Source organism: Paraburkholderia sp. C35 (assembly GCF_003121405.1).
Classification (GTDB): Bacteria; Pseudomonadota; Gammaproteobacteria; order Burkholderiales; family Burkholderiaceae; genus Paraburkholderia.
This window is the reverse complement of sequence record NZ_QBUY01000062.1, coordinates 13,113-27,626: the sequence shown is the minus strand read 5'-3', so window position 1 is coordinate 27,626 and position 14,514 is coordinate 13,113. Positions and strand designations below refer to the sequence as shown.

Below are 14,514 nucleotides of genomic sequence, written 5' to 3'. Positions count from 1 at the left end.
CATGCAGAACTACGGTATTGCCCACGTCTGGGCACAAGGGGATTTCGTCACACGCGGTATCGCGGTGGCGCTGTTGATCATGTCGGTGCTGTCGTGGAGCGTGATCGTCGTCAAGAGCTGGAACGTGATGCGCCTGAACCGCCTGACGAAGAACGCCGAAAAGGCCTTCTGGCATTCGGACGATGTCGCCGACGGCATGAAGAAGCTCGGCAGCGGCACGTCGTCGCCGGCTGAAAACCCGTTCCTCGCGCTCGCGCTGTCGGGCCAGGAAGCCGCCGATCACCATCATCAGACGCAACCGCATCTGCATGACCGCATGGACGTGTCGGACTGGATCACGCGCTGCCTGAAGGACACGAGGGACGAGAGCGTGGCGCGCATGCAGAGCGGCCTCGCCGTGCTCGCGTCGATCGGCAGCACGGCGCCGTTCGTCGGCCTGTTCGGCACGGTGTGGGGCATCTATCACGCACTGCTGAGCATCGGCGCTGCGGGCCAGTCGTCGATCGATCAGGTTGCTGGCCCGGTCGGCGAAGCGCTGATCATGACCGCGTTCGGTCTGTTCGTCGCGATTCCCGCTGTGCTCGGCTACAACGCCCTGACGCGTGCCAACAAGGGCATCGTCAGCAAGCTGAGCCGCTTCGCTCACGGCTTGCACGCGTTCTTCGTGACGGGCGCGCGCCTGTCGTCGACGAAGCGCGGAGACGGTCTTCGGCTCGCGACCCGCGCCAACTAACTAGCGAGGCATAGCGATGGCAATGAGCCCTTTCGCCGGCGACGATGACGACGGCCTCATGAACGAAATCAACATGACGCCGCTCGTCGACGTCATGCTGGTGCTCCTGATCGTGTTTATGGTGACGATCCCCGTGATCCGCCACGCAGTGAAGATCGATCTGCCGCATGCGAGCAGCCAGAAGGAAGACACGAAGCCCGCGCAGGTGACGATAGCGATCGATGCCGACGGCAACCTGGCGTGGGACGATCAGAAGATCTCCGACGATATGCTGCAAGCGAAGATCGCCGCAGCCGCACAGCAGGAACCGCAGCCTGAATTGCACCTGAGCGCGGACCGCAAGGTCGCGTACGAGAAGGTGGCGCAGGTGATGTCGGCGGCACAGGCAGGCGGCCTGACGAAGATCGGTTTCGTCACGGAGCCGAAGGCTAAATAAGCGCTTCAGTTTGAATAAAAACCCTGTTTTTCAGGGCTAAAAGTAAAAGGCCTTCATCGTCGGATGAAGGCCTTTTTTCATGCGCACTCGGCGCCTTCGGGCGGCAGGATCATTTGCCAGAACTCGTGCTCTGCATCTGATCACTGCATGCGAACGCCGTGGTCGACACGGACAACGCTGTCAGCCCTATCAGGCCTACTATCAAAGCGGCCGTGATTTTTCGCATAGGAAGCTCCTTAGCGAAGGGATTTCAATATAAGCCTGCACGTCCTTTCATTCAAGCCTGCGGCCATTGAAAGTATCCATCGCTGGCGGAGCTTAAATGCCAAAAGGTATTTCCCTTTCGCGGCGCGCGTGCTCTTCAAGCTCTCTACGCTACGGCTGCTTTCAGCCGCGCCTGCTTCGCTTCACGCTCCGGGCATTCCTGCTGGATAAACTTGCCGGTGTCGGGATCGAGCATCTCGACGAGATAATCGACGAAGGTCCGCACTGCAGGCACCATGCCCTGCCGCGACAGGAACACCGCGTACAGCTGCGGCGACGGCAGCGTCCAGCCCGGCATCACAGGCGACAGCCGCCCACTGCGCAACGCCGCGCCGTACATCATCTCCGGGAGTGCCGCGATACCGACACCGGCGAGCGCGGCTTCCAGCACCATCATCAGATCGGCTGTCACCAGACGCGGCTCGTGTTCATGCGTGTGGCGCGAGCCATCCGGCGCAATCAGGTTGAATACGTGCCGGCCATCGCCTGTCGGCGTATCGAGCGTTTCGAAGCCCTTCAGATCGCCGGGTTCGAGCGGCGGCGCATTCTGGCTCAGCAGGCTCGGCGCGCCGACCAGCATCTGCTGCGTGCGCCACAGCGGCCGCACGACGATATTCGCGTTCTCCGGCGGCTCCGAACGCACGCGCAAGGCGACATCGATCGAATCTTCGAACAGATCGACCACGCGGTTCGTCACGCGCACCACGACGCGCACTTCCGGGTAACGATGCATGAACTCCGAGATGATCTGCGACATGATGGTCTGCGAGATCGTCACGGGCACACTCACGCGCACGGTGCCACGCGGCGACGCGCGCAACTGCTGCACCACGTTGACGGCCGCCTGCGCCTCCGACAGCATCGCCTGACAATGCTGGTAGAACAGCTGCCCTGCTTCCGTCAGCGCGAGCTTGCGCGTCGAGCGCTGCAGCAGGCGCACGCCCAGCGATGCCTCCAGTTCCGTCAGCCGGCGCGACAGGCGTGACTTCGAAATGCCGAGCACGCGTTCGGCGGCGGAAAACCCGCCATGTTCGACGACCTGCGAAAAGTACATCAGGTCGTTGAGGTTATGCGAATCGATCTTCATGTCATCGTTTCACTAGCAGAACAATCCATTGCGATAGAGGGCCTGTTATGCCCCAAAACGGTCCATATAATACTGCTACGTTTCAGAAATAACGCTATTCCCCAATTTTCGAGGTGACTTTGATGAGCGCGACCCGCACGATCGAACGCACGTACCCTTCCGTTCGCACGGTTGAAGGCGGTGGTTTTGTCGTCCATCGACCGTTTCCGACCCGCATGCTGATGGATTTCGACCCGTTTCTGCTGCTCGACGAAATGGGCCCTGTCGACTACGCGCCGGGCGAGGCAAAAGGCGCGCCGGATCACCCGCATCGCGGCTTCGAAACGGTCACGTACGTGCTCGAAGGCCAGTTCGGTCACAAGGATTCGGCGGGTCATTCCGGCACGCTGCGCGCAGGCGACGTGCAATGGATGACGGCCGGCGCGGGCGTCGTGCATAGCGAGATGCCCGATCCGTCGTTTGTCGCGACGGGTGGCCGCGTGCATGGATTGCAACTGTGGGTGAACCTGCCGAAGCGCGACAAGATGATCGCGCCGCGCTATCAGGAAATGCCGTCGGCTGGCATTCCCGTTGCGACGTCCGCCGACGGCAAGGTTCGCGTCAAGGTGATCGCAGGCGAAGCGCTCGGCGTGAAGGCCGCCATCGAAACCCGCACGCCGATTCTCTATCAGCATTTCACGTTGCAGCCGGGTGCGGCCATCGTGCATCCCGTGCCGCGCGACTATCGCGTGTTTGCGTATGGGCTGACGGGCAAAGGCTTCTATAGCGACGAGCGGCTCGAGATCGGCGCGCAGCAGATGATCGTCTTCGATAACGACGGCGACACGGTAACTATCGCTGCCGGCGACGAACCGCTCGATGTGCTGCTGTTCGGCGGCGTGCCGCTGAACGAGCCTGTGGTGCGTTACGGCCCGTTCGTGATGAACACGGAAGACGAGATCCGCCAGGCCGTGATCGACTATCAGGCGGGCCGCATGGGGCAAATCACGCACTGACCGGCTGCGCGGCTCGCCACCTGCCAGCGCTCAGCCGCGAAACACGCCAAATTCGTTCACAATAGCAATTCGAGCCACGCGCCGCGTCATGCGGCGCGTGGCGCTATCTGTCCCGATTCAACGTCACGACACAATGTCCCGCACAGGAGCGCGCATGGCAGACACGAAGGTCACCGCACATATCGGCTCGACGAACTATCAGGGGATGTTCGACGACGGCGCACACACATGGCTCGCCGACGAACCCGAGTCGCTGGGCGGCGGCGATCGCGCCCCGACGCCGAACTCGCTGCTGCTGTCGAGCCTCGGCGCCTGCACGTCGATCACGCTGAAGATGTACGCGCAGCGCAAGGGCTGGCCGCTCGACGAAGGGCGCGTGACGCTGTCGATGCAGAAGGAAGGCGACGGCACGGCGATCGATCGCCAGATCGTGCTGACGGGCAATCTGTCCGACGAACAGCAGGAACGACTCCTGCAAATCGCCAATGCATGCCCTGTGCACAAGATCCTGAGCAATCCGATCTCGATCCGCACGGGTCTCGCTGTCGCCTGATACTGCGTGAACGTTGAGCATCAAAAGGAAGCTGGCATTTTGAACTTCGAACATCTCATTCAGATCAACGATCCCCTCAATCCGCTCGTCGAAACCATGACGCGCGAGCAGTTGTGGGAGGGTCTCGTGCTGCGCGCGGAACAGCCGCAACTGTTCGTGATGGGCCTAGACAGCTGTTCGATCCTGTCGCGCACCGACAGCACGATGGAGCGCGAACTGCACTATGGCCACGCCACCGTGCGCGATCACGTCACGCTTACGCCGCAACAAAGCGTGCGCTACGACATTCTTGCCACGGCGGATTATGTCGGCGGCTCGCTGACGATGACCATCGAGCAACCCGACGAACTGCAACTCTTCCTGCGCTTCGAGTACAAGACGAGTCTGCCGTCTGCCGAAGCCGCCGCCGATCCCGACGCGCATCAGACGGAAGAGATCGTGAAATCGGCGTATCGCGAGTCGGACATCGATACCGTTCGACTGATCCGCCAGTACGTCAGCTCGCGCAATACGCCTGACCAGTTGCATTAAGTCCTGCGCGCCGCCAGCCTTCTCTGGCGGCGCAAAATCCCCTCGCCTATCAAAACGTGTAATCGATTAATTCTTCAACCTTGTAAATGGGAATGGTTATCATTTAGAATCCTTCTAACGAATCGACGAACACGAACTCAACGGCAAGCATGACGAACATGACGCGCTCTTCCACGCTCAGCCTGCGCCGCCCCGCGGCAGCAGCATTGACGACCAGCCGTCCGGCCAGGTCCGTGACATCGGCGCCCGCGGAACGCCATGCAGGCGGTACCGGGAACGCACCAGCGCCCGCTGCCGTTGCCGCTAGCGCCGAAACGTCCGAGCGCGTGCTGCGCAGCGACGCGTTGCTTCAGGGTCGCAGCCACGTGAGCATCATGCACAACGGCGAGACGTATCAGCTGCGCGCCACGCGATTGGGCAAGCTGATCCTGACGAAGTAAAGAATTGCCGCAGTAAGGATCGATTCAGTACCGGGTATTGTGGGGACCACCTCCCAGAGAGGTGTTGGGCACTAGCCAGCCACGACGGCTTGCACGCGAGATCTAGACCCCTTCGTGCAGACACCAAGCCAGCCGTCGAAGCAAGCCAGGCCGCTTTTTTTGGTTCTCACTGCGACGTGCGCTCAAATGATTGGCGCAACGTTGATGAATGAAGCAAGCAAAGCCGCGCAGATTAAGACATCTGCGCGGCTTTTGTTTTTGCGGCCGATGGTTGACGGCTGAAGCTCGCGGTTCGCAGCAGCAGCGTCAGTGCAGTTCGAGCGCCGCAATCGCAGCGCGCGCGATCGCCGTATCCTGCTCCGACTTCACGCCCGACACGCCGATCGCGCCCACCGTCTCGCCTTCCACGATGACAGGCACCCCGCCCTCCACGCACGCCGCCAGCGGCGTGCTCAGGAACGCGATGCGTCCTTGCTTGATGATGTCTTCGTAGACTTTAGTCTCGCGGCGGCCAAGTGCGGCTGTGCGCCCTTTCGCGGTCGCCATGTCGACCGTGCCGGGCGCCGCGCCATCCATTCGATGCAGATGAAGAAGATGACCGCCGTCGTCGAGAATCGCGATCGTCACGGTCCAGTGATTGGCCACCGCATGCGCTTGCGCAGCGGCGGCCATGTTGATGACGTCTTCGTCGGTCAGTACAGGTTTGGTTCTCACGGTGCGCCTCGCTCGGTACGCGGCGCGCCGCCGATCAATCAGTGTGCCGGCCAGTACCAGAACATCAGCCACCACGCGCTATCGACGACGGCCAGTGCTGCCATGAACCATACCACCGACGCCGCGCGCTGGAAAATCTGTGCCGTGTAGCGGCGCGTCACCAGCCCCGCGAGCCATGCGCTCCACGCATTCGCGATCACGAGAATCCCGATGCGCACATCCGATGCCCAGTCGAGCGGCACATGCTCGGCTTTCAGCAGCGACAGCGTGGTCGCCGACAGACCGAGAAACACGCCCGTGCCCGCAATCGGAATCAGCGCCTGCGCGAGGTGATGCAGACGCGTGCGATCGAAGCGTCCCAGCATGCGCGTCGCGCCCGCCAGCAGCGCGAGCAGAATCGTGCCGTAGACCACGCCCGTCGCGAGGATGTAGGCAATGATCATCGTGCCGTCGAGCCACGAGAACACGTCGTTCTGCTCGGGGTAATGCGTGAACAGGAACCACGGCGCGTTCGTGTCGAGCGGCCACATGATGTCGTGATCGACGAGCCACGTCGCGAGCGACTGCTTGATGTCGATGAACCACGGCGAACCCGTCCAGTGGAACGCGCCGATGGCAATGCCAAGCAGACCGTACAGGATCAGCGCCGTGTCCCATGCGCTCGCCTGCTTGTCGCCGAGTTGCACGACCTCGGTGGAAGGCTTGCGCCACGTCAGCGCGATCGCGTCGCGGTGACCGCTGCAACGGCCGCACATATGGCACGCCGCCGCGCCTTCCATCTTGCGTAACGGCACCAGCGGTGCACAGTTGATCGGGATCACGCGATGCCCGTGTTCGCCTTCCTTGTACGAACGGCGCCACGCATCTTCATCGACTTTGTAGTGGAACGGCGCGAGGCGCGCCAAAAGCGAAAAAACCCCGTTGACGGGGCACAGGTATTTACACCAGACGCGCTTCTCTCGACCGTATAACAATCCGATGATCATCGCGGCGAAGGTCGATCCGCCTAACACCAGTAACACTGCTTTTGGATACTGGTAGACGCTGACCATCTGGCCGTAGATCGTCGTCAGACCGAATGCGACGAAAGGCCAGCCGCCCCATCGCATCCAGCGTGGAATCGCCCAGCCTCTGCCGTATTTGCTTGCGAATTCGGCGAGCGCGCCTTCGGGACATAAGACACCGCACCACACGCGCCCGAGCATCACCATCGACAGCAGCACGAACGGCCACCAGATGCCCCAGAACACGAACTGCGCGGCGAGCGTCAGGTTGTTCCATAGATGCGCGGTGTCGCCCGGCAGTTCGGTGAACGCCGGGACGAGAATCAGAAACGCGTAGACAGCAACGACCACCCACTGAATGCCGCGGATGGCAGCGCCGTGGCGCTGCATCCAGTTACCGGCTTCCGCAAGCCAGCTGCGGCGATTTGCAACTGCACCTGTCATGCCGCGCGTCCTGCTGCGTGTTGCGCCGGTGCACGTTGCGAACGGCGGATCAGATACCACACGACCAGCCAGTACAACGCGTACGTGATCAGGTTCATCAGCGCCGGATGCGCGCGATAACCCGTCAGCGTCGCGACCAGCGAACCGAAGGTGCTCGAATCGTCGATGATCATCGACGTGTTCCACACGCGGTCGACGATGGTCGGCAGGATTTCCTTGTCGATCAGCTTGTCGACGCCCGTCTGGAACAGGCCCGCGCCGAGGAACAGCAGCATGATTTCGGTGACGCGGAAAAACAGGCGCCACGAGAAGATCTTGCCGCCGAGTTGCAGCATGTAGAACGTCACGAATGCGAGACCAAGGCCGATCAGCACAGCAAGAATCTGATCCATGCCGACATGACCCGACTGGCCGAAACCGAGGCCGTACAGGAAGATCACCGTCTCGCTGCCTTCACGCGCAATCGCCAGCGCGACCAGCACGGCCACGCCCCACCAGTTCGCGCTTTGCGTGCTCTTGAGCAGCGACTTTTCCATGTCGCGCTTGAGCGTGCGCCCATGCGACTTCATCCAGATCACCATCTGCACGATCAGCACACAGGCGACCAGCACCATGGCTGTCTGGAAATAATCCTGCGCATCGCCCGACAACACTTCCGTGAAGCCGACCAGCGCCGCACCCAGGCCGATCGCGGCCAGAATGCCCGCGGCGACGCCCGCCCACAGATACGGCAGACCATGACGCGCCTGTTCGTCGCCGTTCTTCAGCCACGCGTACAGAATGCCGACGACGAGCAGCGCCTCGACGCTTTCCCGCCATACGATGAACACTACCTGACCCATCGAAACCTCCAACCACTTCAGTGGACGCCGCGCGTCCGTGTTACGGCTCGTGCTGCCGCGACGTCACTTGGCGACGATCACGCCCTGCGCCTGCTGATGGAAATCATCAAAAAACTTGTAGGTGCCGGGATCGAGCGGCGCGATCACGACCACCGATTCGGCGCCCGGCGCCAGAACCTTTTCCTTGCGCAGCTCGACGCTTTCGAACTCGGCCGCGCCCTTACCCGTGTTCTTCACTTCGATACGGATACGCTTGCCCGCAGGCACTTCGATACGCGCCGGCGTCAGCTTGCCGTCCGTCATTTCCAGCTTGAACGTAACGGCTTCCTCGGCGGCGTGCGCCACCCCGAACAACGATGCCGCCATCGCGAGAACGGCAATCTTCTTATTCACTCTCATGCACCCTTCCTAAGAATGCGGCGCGCTTTTTCACATACTTCTCACGCGCCGCGTACTACATCAGGGATCGCGATGCGATCAAACGCTTAGTAACCGCCCTTCTTGCCGATGCCCGCGAACGTGAAGTCGTATTCGAGCGTGAACGGCGTGAACCACGGGCCCACGCCCGTTTCCTTGTCGACGTGACGGCCGAATGCCATATGGCCATCCTGCATCGGCGGCTGCACGATCAGCTTCAGGTGATACTTGCCCGGGCCGGCGAGCTTGACGTTGTCGCCATAGTGCGGACCGTCGTCGGCGACCATCGGCATCATGTCGCCCTTCTGGTCGTAGCTCGAACCCGGCTTCGTCAGTTCGTAACGCACTTGCAGATACGGCATCCAGTCGCCTTCGGCGAAACCCGTCGGGTTCTTCTTGACGGCGTGGATGTCGGCTTCGAGGTGGACATCGGAATCCGACGCCTTACGCATCATGCCTTCCGGATCCATCGTGATCGGCTGCAGATACACGGCGCCGATTTCCATGCCGCCACGGATCTGCTGCTTGCCGATGGGGTATTCAGCGGCCGACGCCGACATCATGGCCACGGCAGCAAGGGCAGCAACCCCGCCGCTCAAGATTGACGAAACGCGCATTGAAACTCCTTTGGTTTTTTTAGACTGAAGCAACGAAAAGCTGAAATCTGAAACCGCGCTGAAGAGGTCTCGCCTGCGCGTGGTCTTCGCGTCTTCCTCAAATGGTTCGATGCCGCCGACGCCAATGCGCCAACAACGCGCCGACGCAAATGCGAAACCAGCAACGAACGGTAATGCGAACCATTCTCAATACTTGATCCAGTTTATCACTGTTCAAGGGGAGAAACAAATGTGGGAGCGTCGAAAGCCTTGCTGCAACAGGGTCTTACGGTGAGCTTTAACGCAGGTTTCGAAATGGTTCCGCAGGAATATCGCGCAAAAACGTGCTCGATAGACGTGCACACGGCGGCAAAGCGCCGCATGCACGCCTCCTGGACACCAAGGTTTAGTCCGTGCCCGTCAGATGATCGCCGACGTTCGCGCCGAACACGCGCTGCCGCAGCAGTGCAAGTTGGTCACGCATCTGAGCCGCTTTTTCGAATTCGAGATTCTTCGCGTGCTCCATCATCTGCTTCTCAAGACGCTTGATCTCCTTGGCGATCTGCTTTTCAGACATGTCTTCGAACTTCGCACGAACCTGCTGCTCCTTCAGCTCAGCCCGCGCTTCGTCGACGTTGTAGACGCCGTCGATGATGTCCTTGATGCGCTTCACCACGCCACGCGGCACGATGCCCATCTTCTCGTTGAACGCCATCTGCTTGGCGCGCCGCCGCTCGGTTTCGTCGATTGCGCGCTTCATGGAATCGGTGATCTTGTCGGCGTAGAGAATCGCCTTGCCGTTCACATTCCGCGCGGCGCGGCCGATGGTCTGGATCAGCGAGCGCTCGGCGCGCAGGAAACCTTCCTTGTCGGCATCGAGAATCGCCACCAGCGAGACTTCCGGAATATCCAGACCCTCGCGCAGCAGGTTGATCCCGACCAGCACGTCGAAGGTGCCCAGACGCAGATCGCGGATGATTTCGACCCGTTCGACGGTGTCGATGTCGCTATGCAGATAGCGCACCTTCACGCCGTGGTCGGCGAGAAACTCGGTCAGTTGCTCGGCCATGCGCTTGGTCAGGACGGTGACCAGCACGCGATCGCCCGCCTTCACGCGCTCGTTGATCTCGCCGAGCACATCGTCGACCTGCGAGCGCGCCGGGCGCACTTCGATCTCCGGATCGACAAGCCCCGTTGGGCGCACCACCTGCTCGGCCACCTGCCCCGCCGTCTTCTTCTCGTAGTCAGCGGGCGTCGCCGACACGAACACGACCTGGCGCATCTTGCGTTCGAACTCGTTGAACTTGAGCGGCCGGTTGTCGAGCGCGGACGGCAGCCGGAAACCGTAATCGACGAGATTTTCCTTACGCGCGCGGTCGCCGTTGTACATGCCGTTCAACTGGCCGATCAGCACGTGCGATTCGTCGAGGAACATCATCGCGTCGGACGGCAGATAGTCGACGAGTGTCGGCGGCGGCTCGCCGGGCAGCGCACCCGAGAAGTGCCGCGAGTAGTTCTCGATGCCTTTGCAGAAACCCAGTTCCTGCAGCATTTCCAGATCGAAACGCGTGCGCTGTTCGAGCCGCTGCGCTTCGACAAGCTTGCCGTCGCCGTAGAAAAACTCAAGACGATCACGCAATTCCGACTTGATCGTCTCAACAGCCCGCATCACTGTCTCACGCGGCGTCACATAGTGCGACGAGGGATACACGGTGAAACGCGGAATTTTCTGACGCACTTTGCCCGTGAGCGGATCGAACAGTTGCAGCGTGTCGATTTCATCGTCGAACAGTTCGACGCGCACGGCCATTTCCGCGTGCTCGGCCGGGAAAATATCGATCGTGTCGCCGCGCACCCGGAACGAACCGCGCGCGAAATCGGCTTCATTGCGGTTGTACTGCATCGCAATCAGACGCGCGATGATGTCGCGCTGCCCAATCTTGTCGCCGGTGCGCAGCGTCAGAATCATCTGGTGATATTCCGACGGATTTCCGATACCGTAAATCGCCGACACGGTCGCGACGATCACGACATCGCGCCGTTCCATCAGGCTCTTGGTCGCCGACAGACGCATCTGTTCGATGTGCTCGTTGATCGACGAGTCCTTCTCGATGAACAGGTCGCGCTGCGGCACGTACGCTTCCGGCTGGTAATAGTCGTAGTACGAGACGAAGTATTCGACGGCGTTGCGCGGGAAAAACTCGCGGAATTCCGCGTACAGCTGCGCGGCGAGCGTCTTGTTGGGCGCGAACACGATAGCCGGCCGGCCGAGGCGCGCGATCGTGTTCGCCATCGTGTAGGTCTTGCCGGAGCCCGTCACGCCGAGCAGCGTCTGGAACGACAGGCCGTCCTCGACACCTTCAACAAGTGTGTCGATAGCCGTCGGCTGGTCGCCGGCGGGCGGATACGGTTGGTAGAGCCGGAACGGAGAGCCCTCGAACGTCACGAATTTGGATTCGTCGAGAGCGTCCTGGACTTCACTCAGATGATGTTCGGACATGGAAGCGGCACCTATGCCGGAAGCAAACGACTATTCTAGCGTTTTGCGAACAGGCGGGCTGACGGCTCGCCGCGTGGGCCTGCGCTTGCGTGACGCCCTTCCGCTGCTGCGCACGGATTCATGCGGACGCGGCATAAAAACATCGCCAGATCGCTGTTTTCATTGCAAATTAATCCGCTCGCCCGTCACGCCGATGTCAAAAAACCCGGCGAGATTCGTTACAATGGCACGTTGCGCGCCAGCGCGGCCGTCGGTTTCAGGCATCGCCGGAATGCGGGGCACAATGCTCCGCCACTCATTCCGAACCCGGCCACTGCAAGGTGCATGCGGTTCCTAGCAGCATCCGAAGTCGTCCCTCTTTTCACTACTGCCGAATCATCATGTCTCTGTTCTCCGCTGTCGAACTCGCTCCTCGCGACCCGATTCTGGGCCTGAACGAAGCTTTCAACGCCGATACGCGCACGACCAAGGTCAATCTTGGCGTCGGCGTGTACACCAACGAAGAAGGCAAGATTCCTCTGCTGCGCGCTGTCCGCGATGCAGAAAAGGCACGCATCGAAGCAGCGCTGCCGCGCGGCTATCTGCCTATCGAAGGTATCGCTGTCTATGACGCAGCCGTGCAAAAGCTGCTGCTCGGCAACGATTCGCCGCTGATCGCGGCTGGCCGTGTCGTCACGGCGCAGGCGCTGGGCGGCACGGGCGCGCTGAAGATCGGCGCGGACTTCCTGAAGCGCGTGAACCCGGCATCGAAGGTCGCGATCAGCGATCCGAGCTGGGAAAACCACCGCGCGCTGTTCGAAAGCGCTGGTTTCGAAGTCGTCTCGTACCCGTACTACGACGCCGCCACCCACGGCGTGAACTTCGAAGGCATGCTGTCGGCGCTCAACAGCTATGCGGCAGGCACGGTCGTCGTGCTGCACGCCTGCTGCCACAACCCGACGGGCGTGGATCTGACGGTCGACCAGTGGAAGCAGGTCGTTGAAGTCGTGAAGGCGCGTGAACTGGTGCCGTTCCTCGACATCGCGTATCAGGGCTTCGGCGACGGCATCGACGCCGACGCAGCCGCAGTGCGTCTGTTCGCACAATCGGAACTGAACGTGTTCGTGTCGTCGTCGTTCTCGAAGTCGTTCTCGCTGTACGGCGAGCGCGTCGGCGCGCTGTCGATCATCACGGGCAGCAAGGAAGAAGCCACACGCGTGCTGTCGCAACTCAAGCGCGTGATCCGCACGAACTACTCGAACCCGCCGACGCATGGCGGTGCCGTCGTGGCAGCCGTGCTCGGTTCGCCGGAACTGCGCGCTACGTGGGAAGCGGAACTCGGCGAAATGCGTGACCGCATTCGCGCGATGCGCAATGGCCTCGTCGAGGGTCTGAAGGCAGCGGGCATCGACCGCGACTTCAGCTTCGTCAACGCACAGCGCGGCATGTTCTCGTACTCGGGTCTGACGGCACCGCAAGTGGACCGTCTGCGCGAAGAGTTCGGCATCTACGCTGTCAGCACGGGCCGCATCTGCGTGGCTGCGCTGAACACGCGCAACCTGGACGTGGTGGCTAACGCGGTTGCTGCTGTTCTGAAGTAAGTATGGCGAGGGACGGCGGCAGACGCCGTCTCAACGTCGATTAAAAAAAGGCGCTCCTTGTGAGCGCCTTTTTTATGCCGCGTGCATCGGACTGAAATCTGACTCAACGCAGATCGCGATGGATATCGTGCGTGACGAAGCCCGAATCGTTATCGGGCATCTCTAGCCAACCCGGTTGTGCAAGCGAGTGGCGAATGTCTTCGAGGCCGCTCTCCCAATGCTGGAGCATCGTCGACAGCCCGAACTGGTAGTCCTTGTAGTGCCCTTCGTATTCCTTGTTGCGGTAGATCAGGTGAATCACGTTATAGCGCTTCGAGCACGACAGTTCTTCGGCGAGCTTGCACCAGCGGTCGTCGCGATGCTCGGGCGCGACCCGCGCCAGCACTTCGCGCAACACATGCCGGAAGCGCTGCGTGCGCTGAATCATGTCTGTGACGAGGCGCGTGCGGCTCGAATACTGAATATCCTTCATCCGGCCTTGCACGTCGGTGATGTTGTCCGGCACCGGCCCCAGCGCGCTCCACAAGTCCACCTGAAACGCGAGCGTATCGCGGCGTGGGCTGGTTTGCGCTACTTCGTGGAGCGGCGTGTTCGACATCAATCCGCCGTCCCAGTAATACTGCCCGTCGATCTCCACCGCGCCGAAGCCCGGCGGCAACGCACCCGACGCCATGAAATGTTCGGGCCTCAGCGTCGTATTCGAGTTGTCGAAATACGCGAAGTTGCCGGTGTGCACATTCACCGCGCCAACCGAAACACGCATCTTCTTCGAGTTGATCCGGTCGAAATCGCATAAGCGTTCGAGGGTCGCCTTGAGCGGCGTGGTGTCGTAGTAGCTCGCATTCTGCGGCGGGACGGAAACGGCGGGCAACGGCGGGGGAAAACGCGGCGTGAAAAAGCCCTTCTGCCCATCGACGAGAGCACCGACTGCCTGCATCGCCGTGAACGCCTTGCGCACCGTGTCGTTCGAGTTGAAGAACGCCTGCTCGATGGCAGGCGGCACGGGCGGACCATAGGCCGGCTGGCAGATGGTCTCCCAGAACTCGCGCAATTTTTCGACGCGATGCTCAGGCGCATTGCCCGCAATGATCGCCGTATTCAACGCACCGATCGATATGCCCGCCAGCCAGTTGGGCCGGATGCCGGCTTCATCCAGCCCCTCGTACACACCCGCCTGATAGGCACCGAGCGCGCCGCCGCCTTGCAGCATCAGCGCGACGGTTTCGTACTCAGGTATCGCCGCGTGATGACTGGCGCGAACGTCGGGCGCGGCGCCCGCCTGCCCACTTTCTCCTGCACCGGCATCGCCGGCGCGTGCCCGCTTCACACTGCGTTGTGAATCGCGTTGCGCCATCATCACCCTCCTCGTCTATTGCAT

The 14,514-nt window shown here is 61.4% G+C and carries 15 protein-coding genes; 7 read left to right on the top strand and 8 right to left on the bottom strand.

Annotation, left to right across the window (positions count from 1 at the left end; genetic code table 11):
* The first annotated feature begins 1 nt into the window (after position 1).
* Both DK391_RS28485 and DK391_RS28480 read left to right on the top strand, forming a co-directional pair.
* A complete protein-coding gene (locus DK391_RS28485; protein WP_109481355.1) occupies positions 2 to 733 on the top strand; it encodes a MotA/TolQ/ExbB proton channel family protein in 732 nt (243 codons plus the stop codon).
* Between the two features lie 16 nt (positions 734 to 749).
* Positions 750 to 1,169 carry a biopolymer transporter ExbD gene (locus DK391_RS28480; protein WP_109481354.1) on the top strand — a complete coding sequence of 140 codons (420 nt, stop codon included), beginning with the start codon at positions 750 to 752 and terminating at the stop codon, positions 1,167 to 1,169.
* A 370-nt stretch (positions 1,170 to 1,539) separates the two neighbouring features.
* On the opposite strand, the gene DK391_RS28475 is transcribed toward DK391_RS28480, so the two are convergent.
* A complete protein-coding gene (locus DK391_RS28475) occupies positions 1,540 to 2,520 on the bottom strand; it encodes a LysR family transcriptional regulator (protein ID WP_109481353.1) in 981 nt (326 codons plus the stop codon).
* 122 nt (positions 2,521 to 2,642) lie between these two features.
* Here DK391_RS28475 and DK391_RS28470 point away from each other — a divergent pair, with 122 nt between their 5' ends.
* The 4 genes from DK391_RS28470 to DK391_RS28455 all read left to right on the top strand — a co-directional run bounded on the left by DK391_RS28470 (position 2,643) and on the right by DK391_RS28455 (position 5,039).
* Positions 2,643 to 3,515 carry a pirin family protein gene (locus DK391_RS28470; RefSeq protein WP_109481352.1) on the top strand — a complete coding sequence of 291 codons (873 nt, stop codon included), beginning with the start codon at positions 2,643 to 2,645 and terminating at the stop codon, positions 3,513 to 3,515.
* 154 nt (positions 3,516 to 3,669) lie between these two features.
* Positions 3,670 to 4,068, top strand: coding sequence for an OsmC family protein (locus tag DK391_RS28465; RefSeq protein ID WP_109481351.1), 399 nt, complete (start codon positions 3,670 to 3,672; stop codon positions 4,066 to 4,068).
* Between the two features lie 39 nt (positions 4,069 to 4,107).
* Positions 4,108 to 4,599 carry an SRPBCC family protein gene (locus DK391_RS28460; protein WP_109481350.1) on the top strand — a complete coding sequence of 164 codons (492 nt, stop codon included), beginning with the start codon at positions 4,108 to 4,110 and terminating at the stop codon, positions 4,597 to 4,599.
* Between the two features lie 149 nt (positions 4,600 to 4,748).
* Positions 4,749 to 5,039: a hemin uptake protein HemP gene (locus DK391_RS28455; protein ID WP_109481349.1), complete on the top strand. Its 291-nt coding sequence runs from the start codon at positions 4,749 to 4,751 to the stop codon at positions 5,037 to 5,039.
* A gap of 306 nt (positions 5,040 to 5,345) precedes the next feature.
* Here DK391_RS28455 and DK391_RS28450 read toward each other — a convergent pair whose 3' ends face one another.
* The 6 genes from DK391_RS28450 to uvrB all read right to left on the bottom strand — a co-directional run bounded on the left by DK391_RS28450 (position 5,346) and on the right by uvrB (position 11,556).
* Positions 5,346 to 5,753 (bottom strand): heme-binding protein, encoded by a 408-nt coding sequence (locus tag DK391_RS28450; RefSeq protein ID WP_109481348.1) that lies wholly within the window; start codon positions 5,751 to 5,753, stop codon positions 5,346 to 5,348.
* Positions 5,754 to 5,791: 38 nt separating this feature from the next.
* Positions 5,792 to 7,201 carry a 4Fe-4S binding protein gene (locus tag DK391_RS28445; protein ID WP_109481347.1) on the bottom strand — a complete coding sequence of 470 codons (1,410 nt, stop codon included), beginning with the start codon at positions 7,199 to 7,201 and terminating at the stop codon, positions 5,792 to 5,794.
* Entirely contained in the window at positions 7,198 to 8,043 is an 846-nt protein-coding gene (locus DK391_RS28440; RefSeq protein WP_109481346.1) for an FTR1 family protein, read from the bottom strand. The genes DK391_RS28445 and DK391_RS28440 overlap by 4 nt, the downstream gene beginning before the upstream one ends.
* 63 nt (positions 8,044 to 8,106) lie before the next feature.
* Positions 8,107 to 8,442: a cupredoxin domain-containing protein gene (locus DK391_RS28435; RefSeq protein WP_109481345.1), complete on the bottom strand. Its 336-nt coding sequence runs from the start codon at positions 8,440 to 8,442 to the stop codon at positions 8,107 to 8,109.
* 86 nt (positions 8,443 to 8,528) lie between these two features.
* On the bottom strand, positions 8,529 to 9,077 hold the full coding sequence (locus DK391_RS28430) for an iron transporter (protein WP_109481344.1): 549 nt from the start codon (positions 9,075 to 9,077) through the stop codon (positions 8,529 to 8,531).
* A gap of 385 nt (positions 9,078 to 9,462) precedes the next feature.
* On the bottom strand, positions 9,463 to 11,556 hold the full coding sequence (uvrB, locus tag DK391_RS28425; RefSeq protein WP_109481343.1) for an excinuclease ABC subunit UvrB: 2,094 nt from the start codon (positions 11,554 to 11,556) through the stop codon (positions 9,463 to 9,465).
* Between the two features lie 380 nt (positions 11,557 to 11,936).
* Between uvrB and DK391_RS28420 the strand changes: the two genes are divergently transcribed.
* Positions 11,937 to 13,136, top strand: coding sequence for an amino acid aminotransferase (locus DK391_RS28420; RefSeq protein ID WP_109481342.1), 1,200 nt, complete (start codon positions 11,937 to 11,939; stop codon positions 13,134 to 13,136).
* Positions 13,137 to 13,239: 103 nt separating this feature from the next.
* Here DK391_RS28420 and DK391_RS28415 read toward each other — a convergent pair whose 3' ends face one another.
* Positions 13,240 to 14,490, bottom strand: a complete 1,251-nt coding sequence (locus tag DK391_RS28415) for a patatin-like phospholipase family protein (protein ID WP_109481341.1) — start codon at positions 14,488 to 14,490, stop codon at positions 13,240 to 13,242.
* Positions 14,491 to 14,514: the final 24 nt, after the last annotated feature.

Bases quoted from the DNA above. Each gene is read 5' to 3' on its own strand.
- DK391_RS28430 (WP_109481344.1), bottom strand. From the start codon at position 9,077: ATGCGCGTTTCGTCAATCTTGAGCGGCGGGGTTGCTGCCCTTGCTGCC.
- DK391_RS28485 (WP_109481355.1), top strand. From the start codon at position 2: ATGCAGAACTACGGTATTGCCCACGTCTGGGCACAAGGGGATTTCGTC.
- DK391_RS28470 (WP_109481352.1), top strand. From the start codon at position 2,643: ATGAGCGCGACCCGCACGATCGAACGCACGTACCCTTCCGTTCGCACG.
- DK391_RS28480 (WP_109481354.1), top strand. From the start codon at position 750: ATGGCAATGAGCCCTTTCGCCGGCGACGATGACGACGGCCTCATGAAC.
- DK391_RS28420 (WP_109481342.1), top strand. From the start codon at position 11,937: ATGTCTCTGTTCTCCGCTGTCGAACTCGCTCCTCGCGACCCGATTCTG.
- DK391_RS28435 (WP_109481345.1), bottom strand. From the start codon at position 8,442: ATGAGAGTGAATAAGAAGATTGCCGTTCTCGCGATGGCGGCATCGTTG.
- DK391_RS28465 (WP_109481351.1), top strand. From the start codon at position 3,670: ATGGCAGACACGAAGGTCACCGCACATATCGGCTCGACGAACTATCAG.
- DK391_RS28475 (WP_109481353.1), bottom strand. From the start codon at position 2,520: ATGAAGATCGATTCGCATAACCTCAACGACCTGATGTACTTTTCGCAG.
- DK391_RS28440 (WP_109481346.1), bottom strand. From the start codon at position 8,043: ATGGGTCAGGTAGTGTTCATCGTATGGCGGGAAAGCGTCGAGGCGCTG.
- uvrB (WP_109481343.1), bottom strand. From the start codon at position 11,556: ATGTCCGAACATCATCTGAGTGAAGTCCAGGACGCTCTCGACGAATCC.
- DK391_RS28455 (WP_109481349.1), top strand. From the start codon at position 4,749: ATGACGAACATGACGCGCTCTTCCACGCTCAGCCTGCGCCGCCCCGCG.
- DK391_RS28445 (WP_109481347.1), bottom strand. From the start codon at position 7,201: ATGACAGGTGCAGTTGCAAATCGCCGCAGCTGGCTTGCGGAAGCCGGT.
- DK391_RS28415 (WP_109481341.1), bottom strand. From the start codon at position 14,490: ATGGCGCAACGCGATTCACAACGCAGTGTGAAGCGGGCACGCGCCGGC.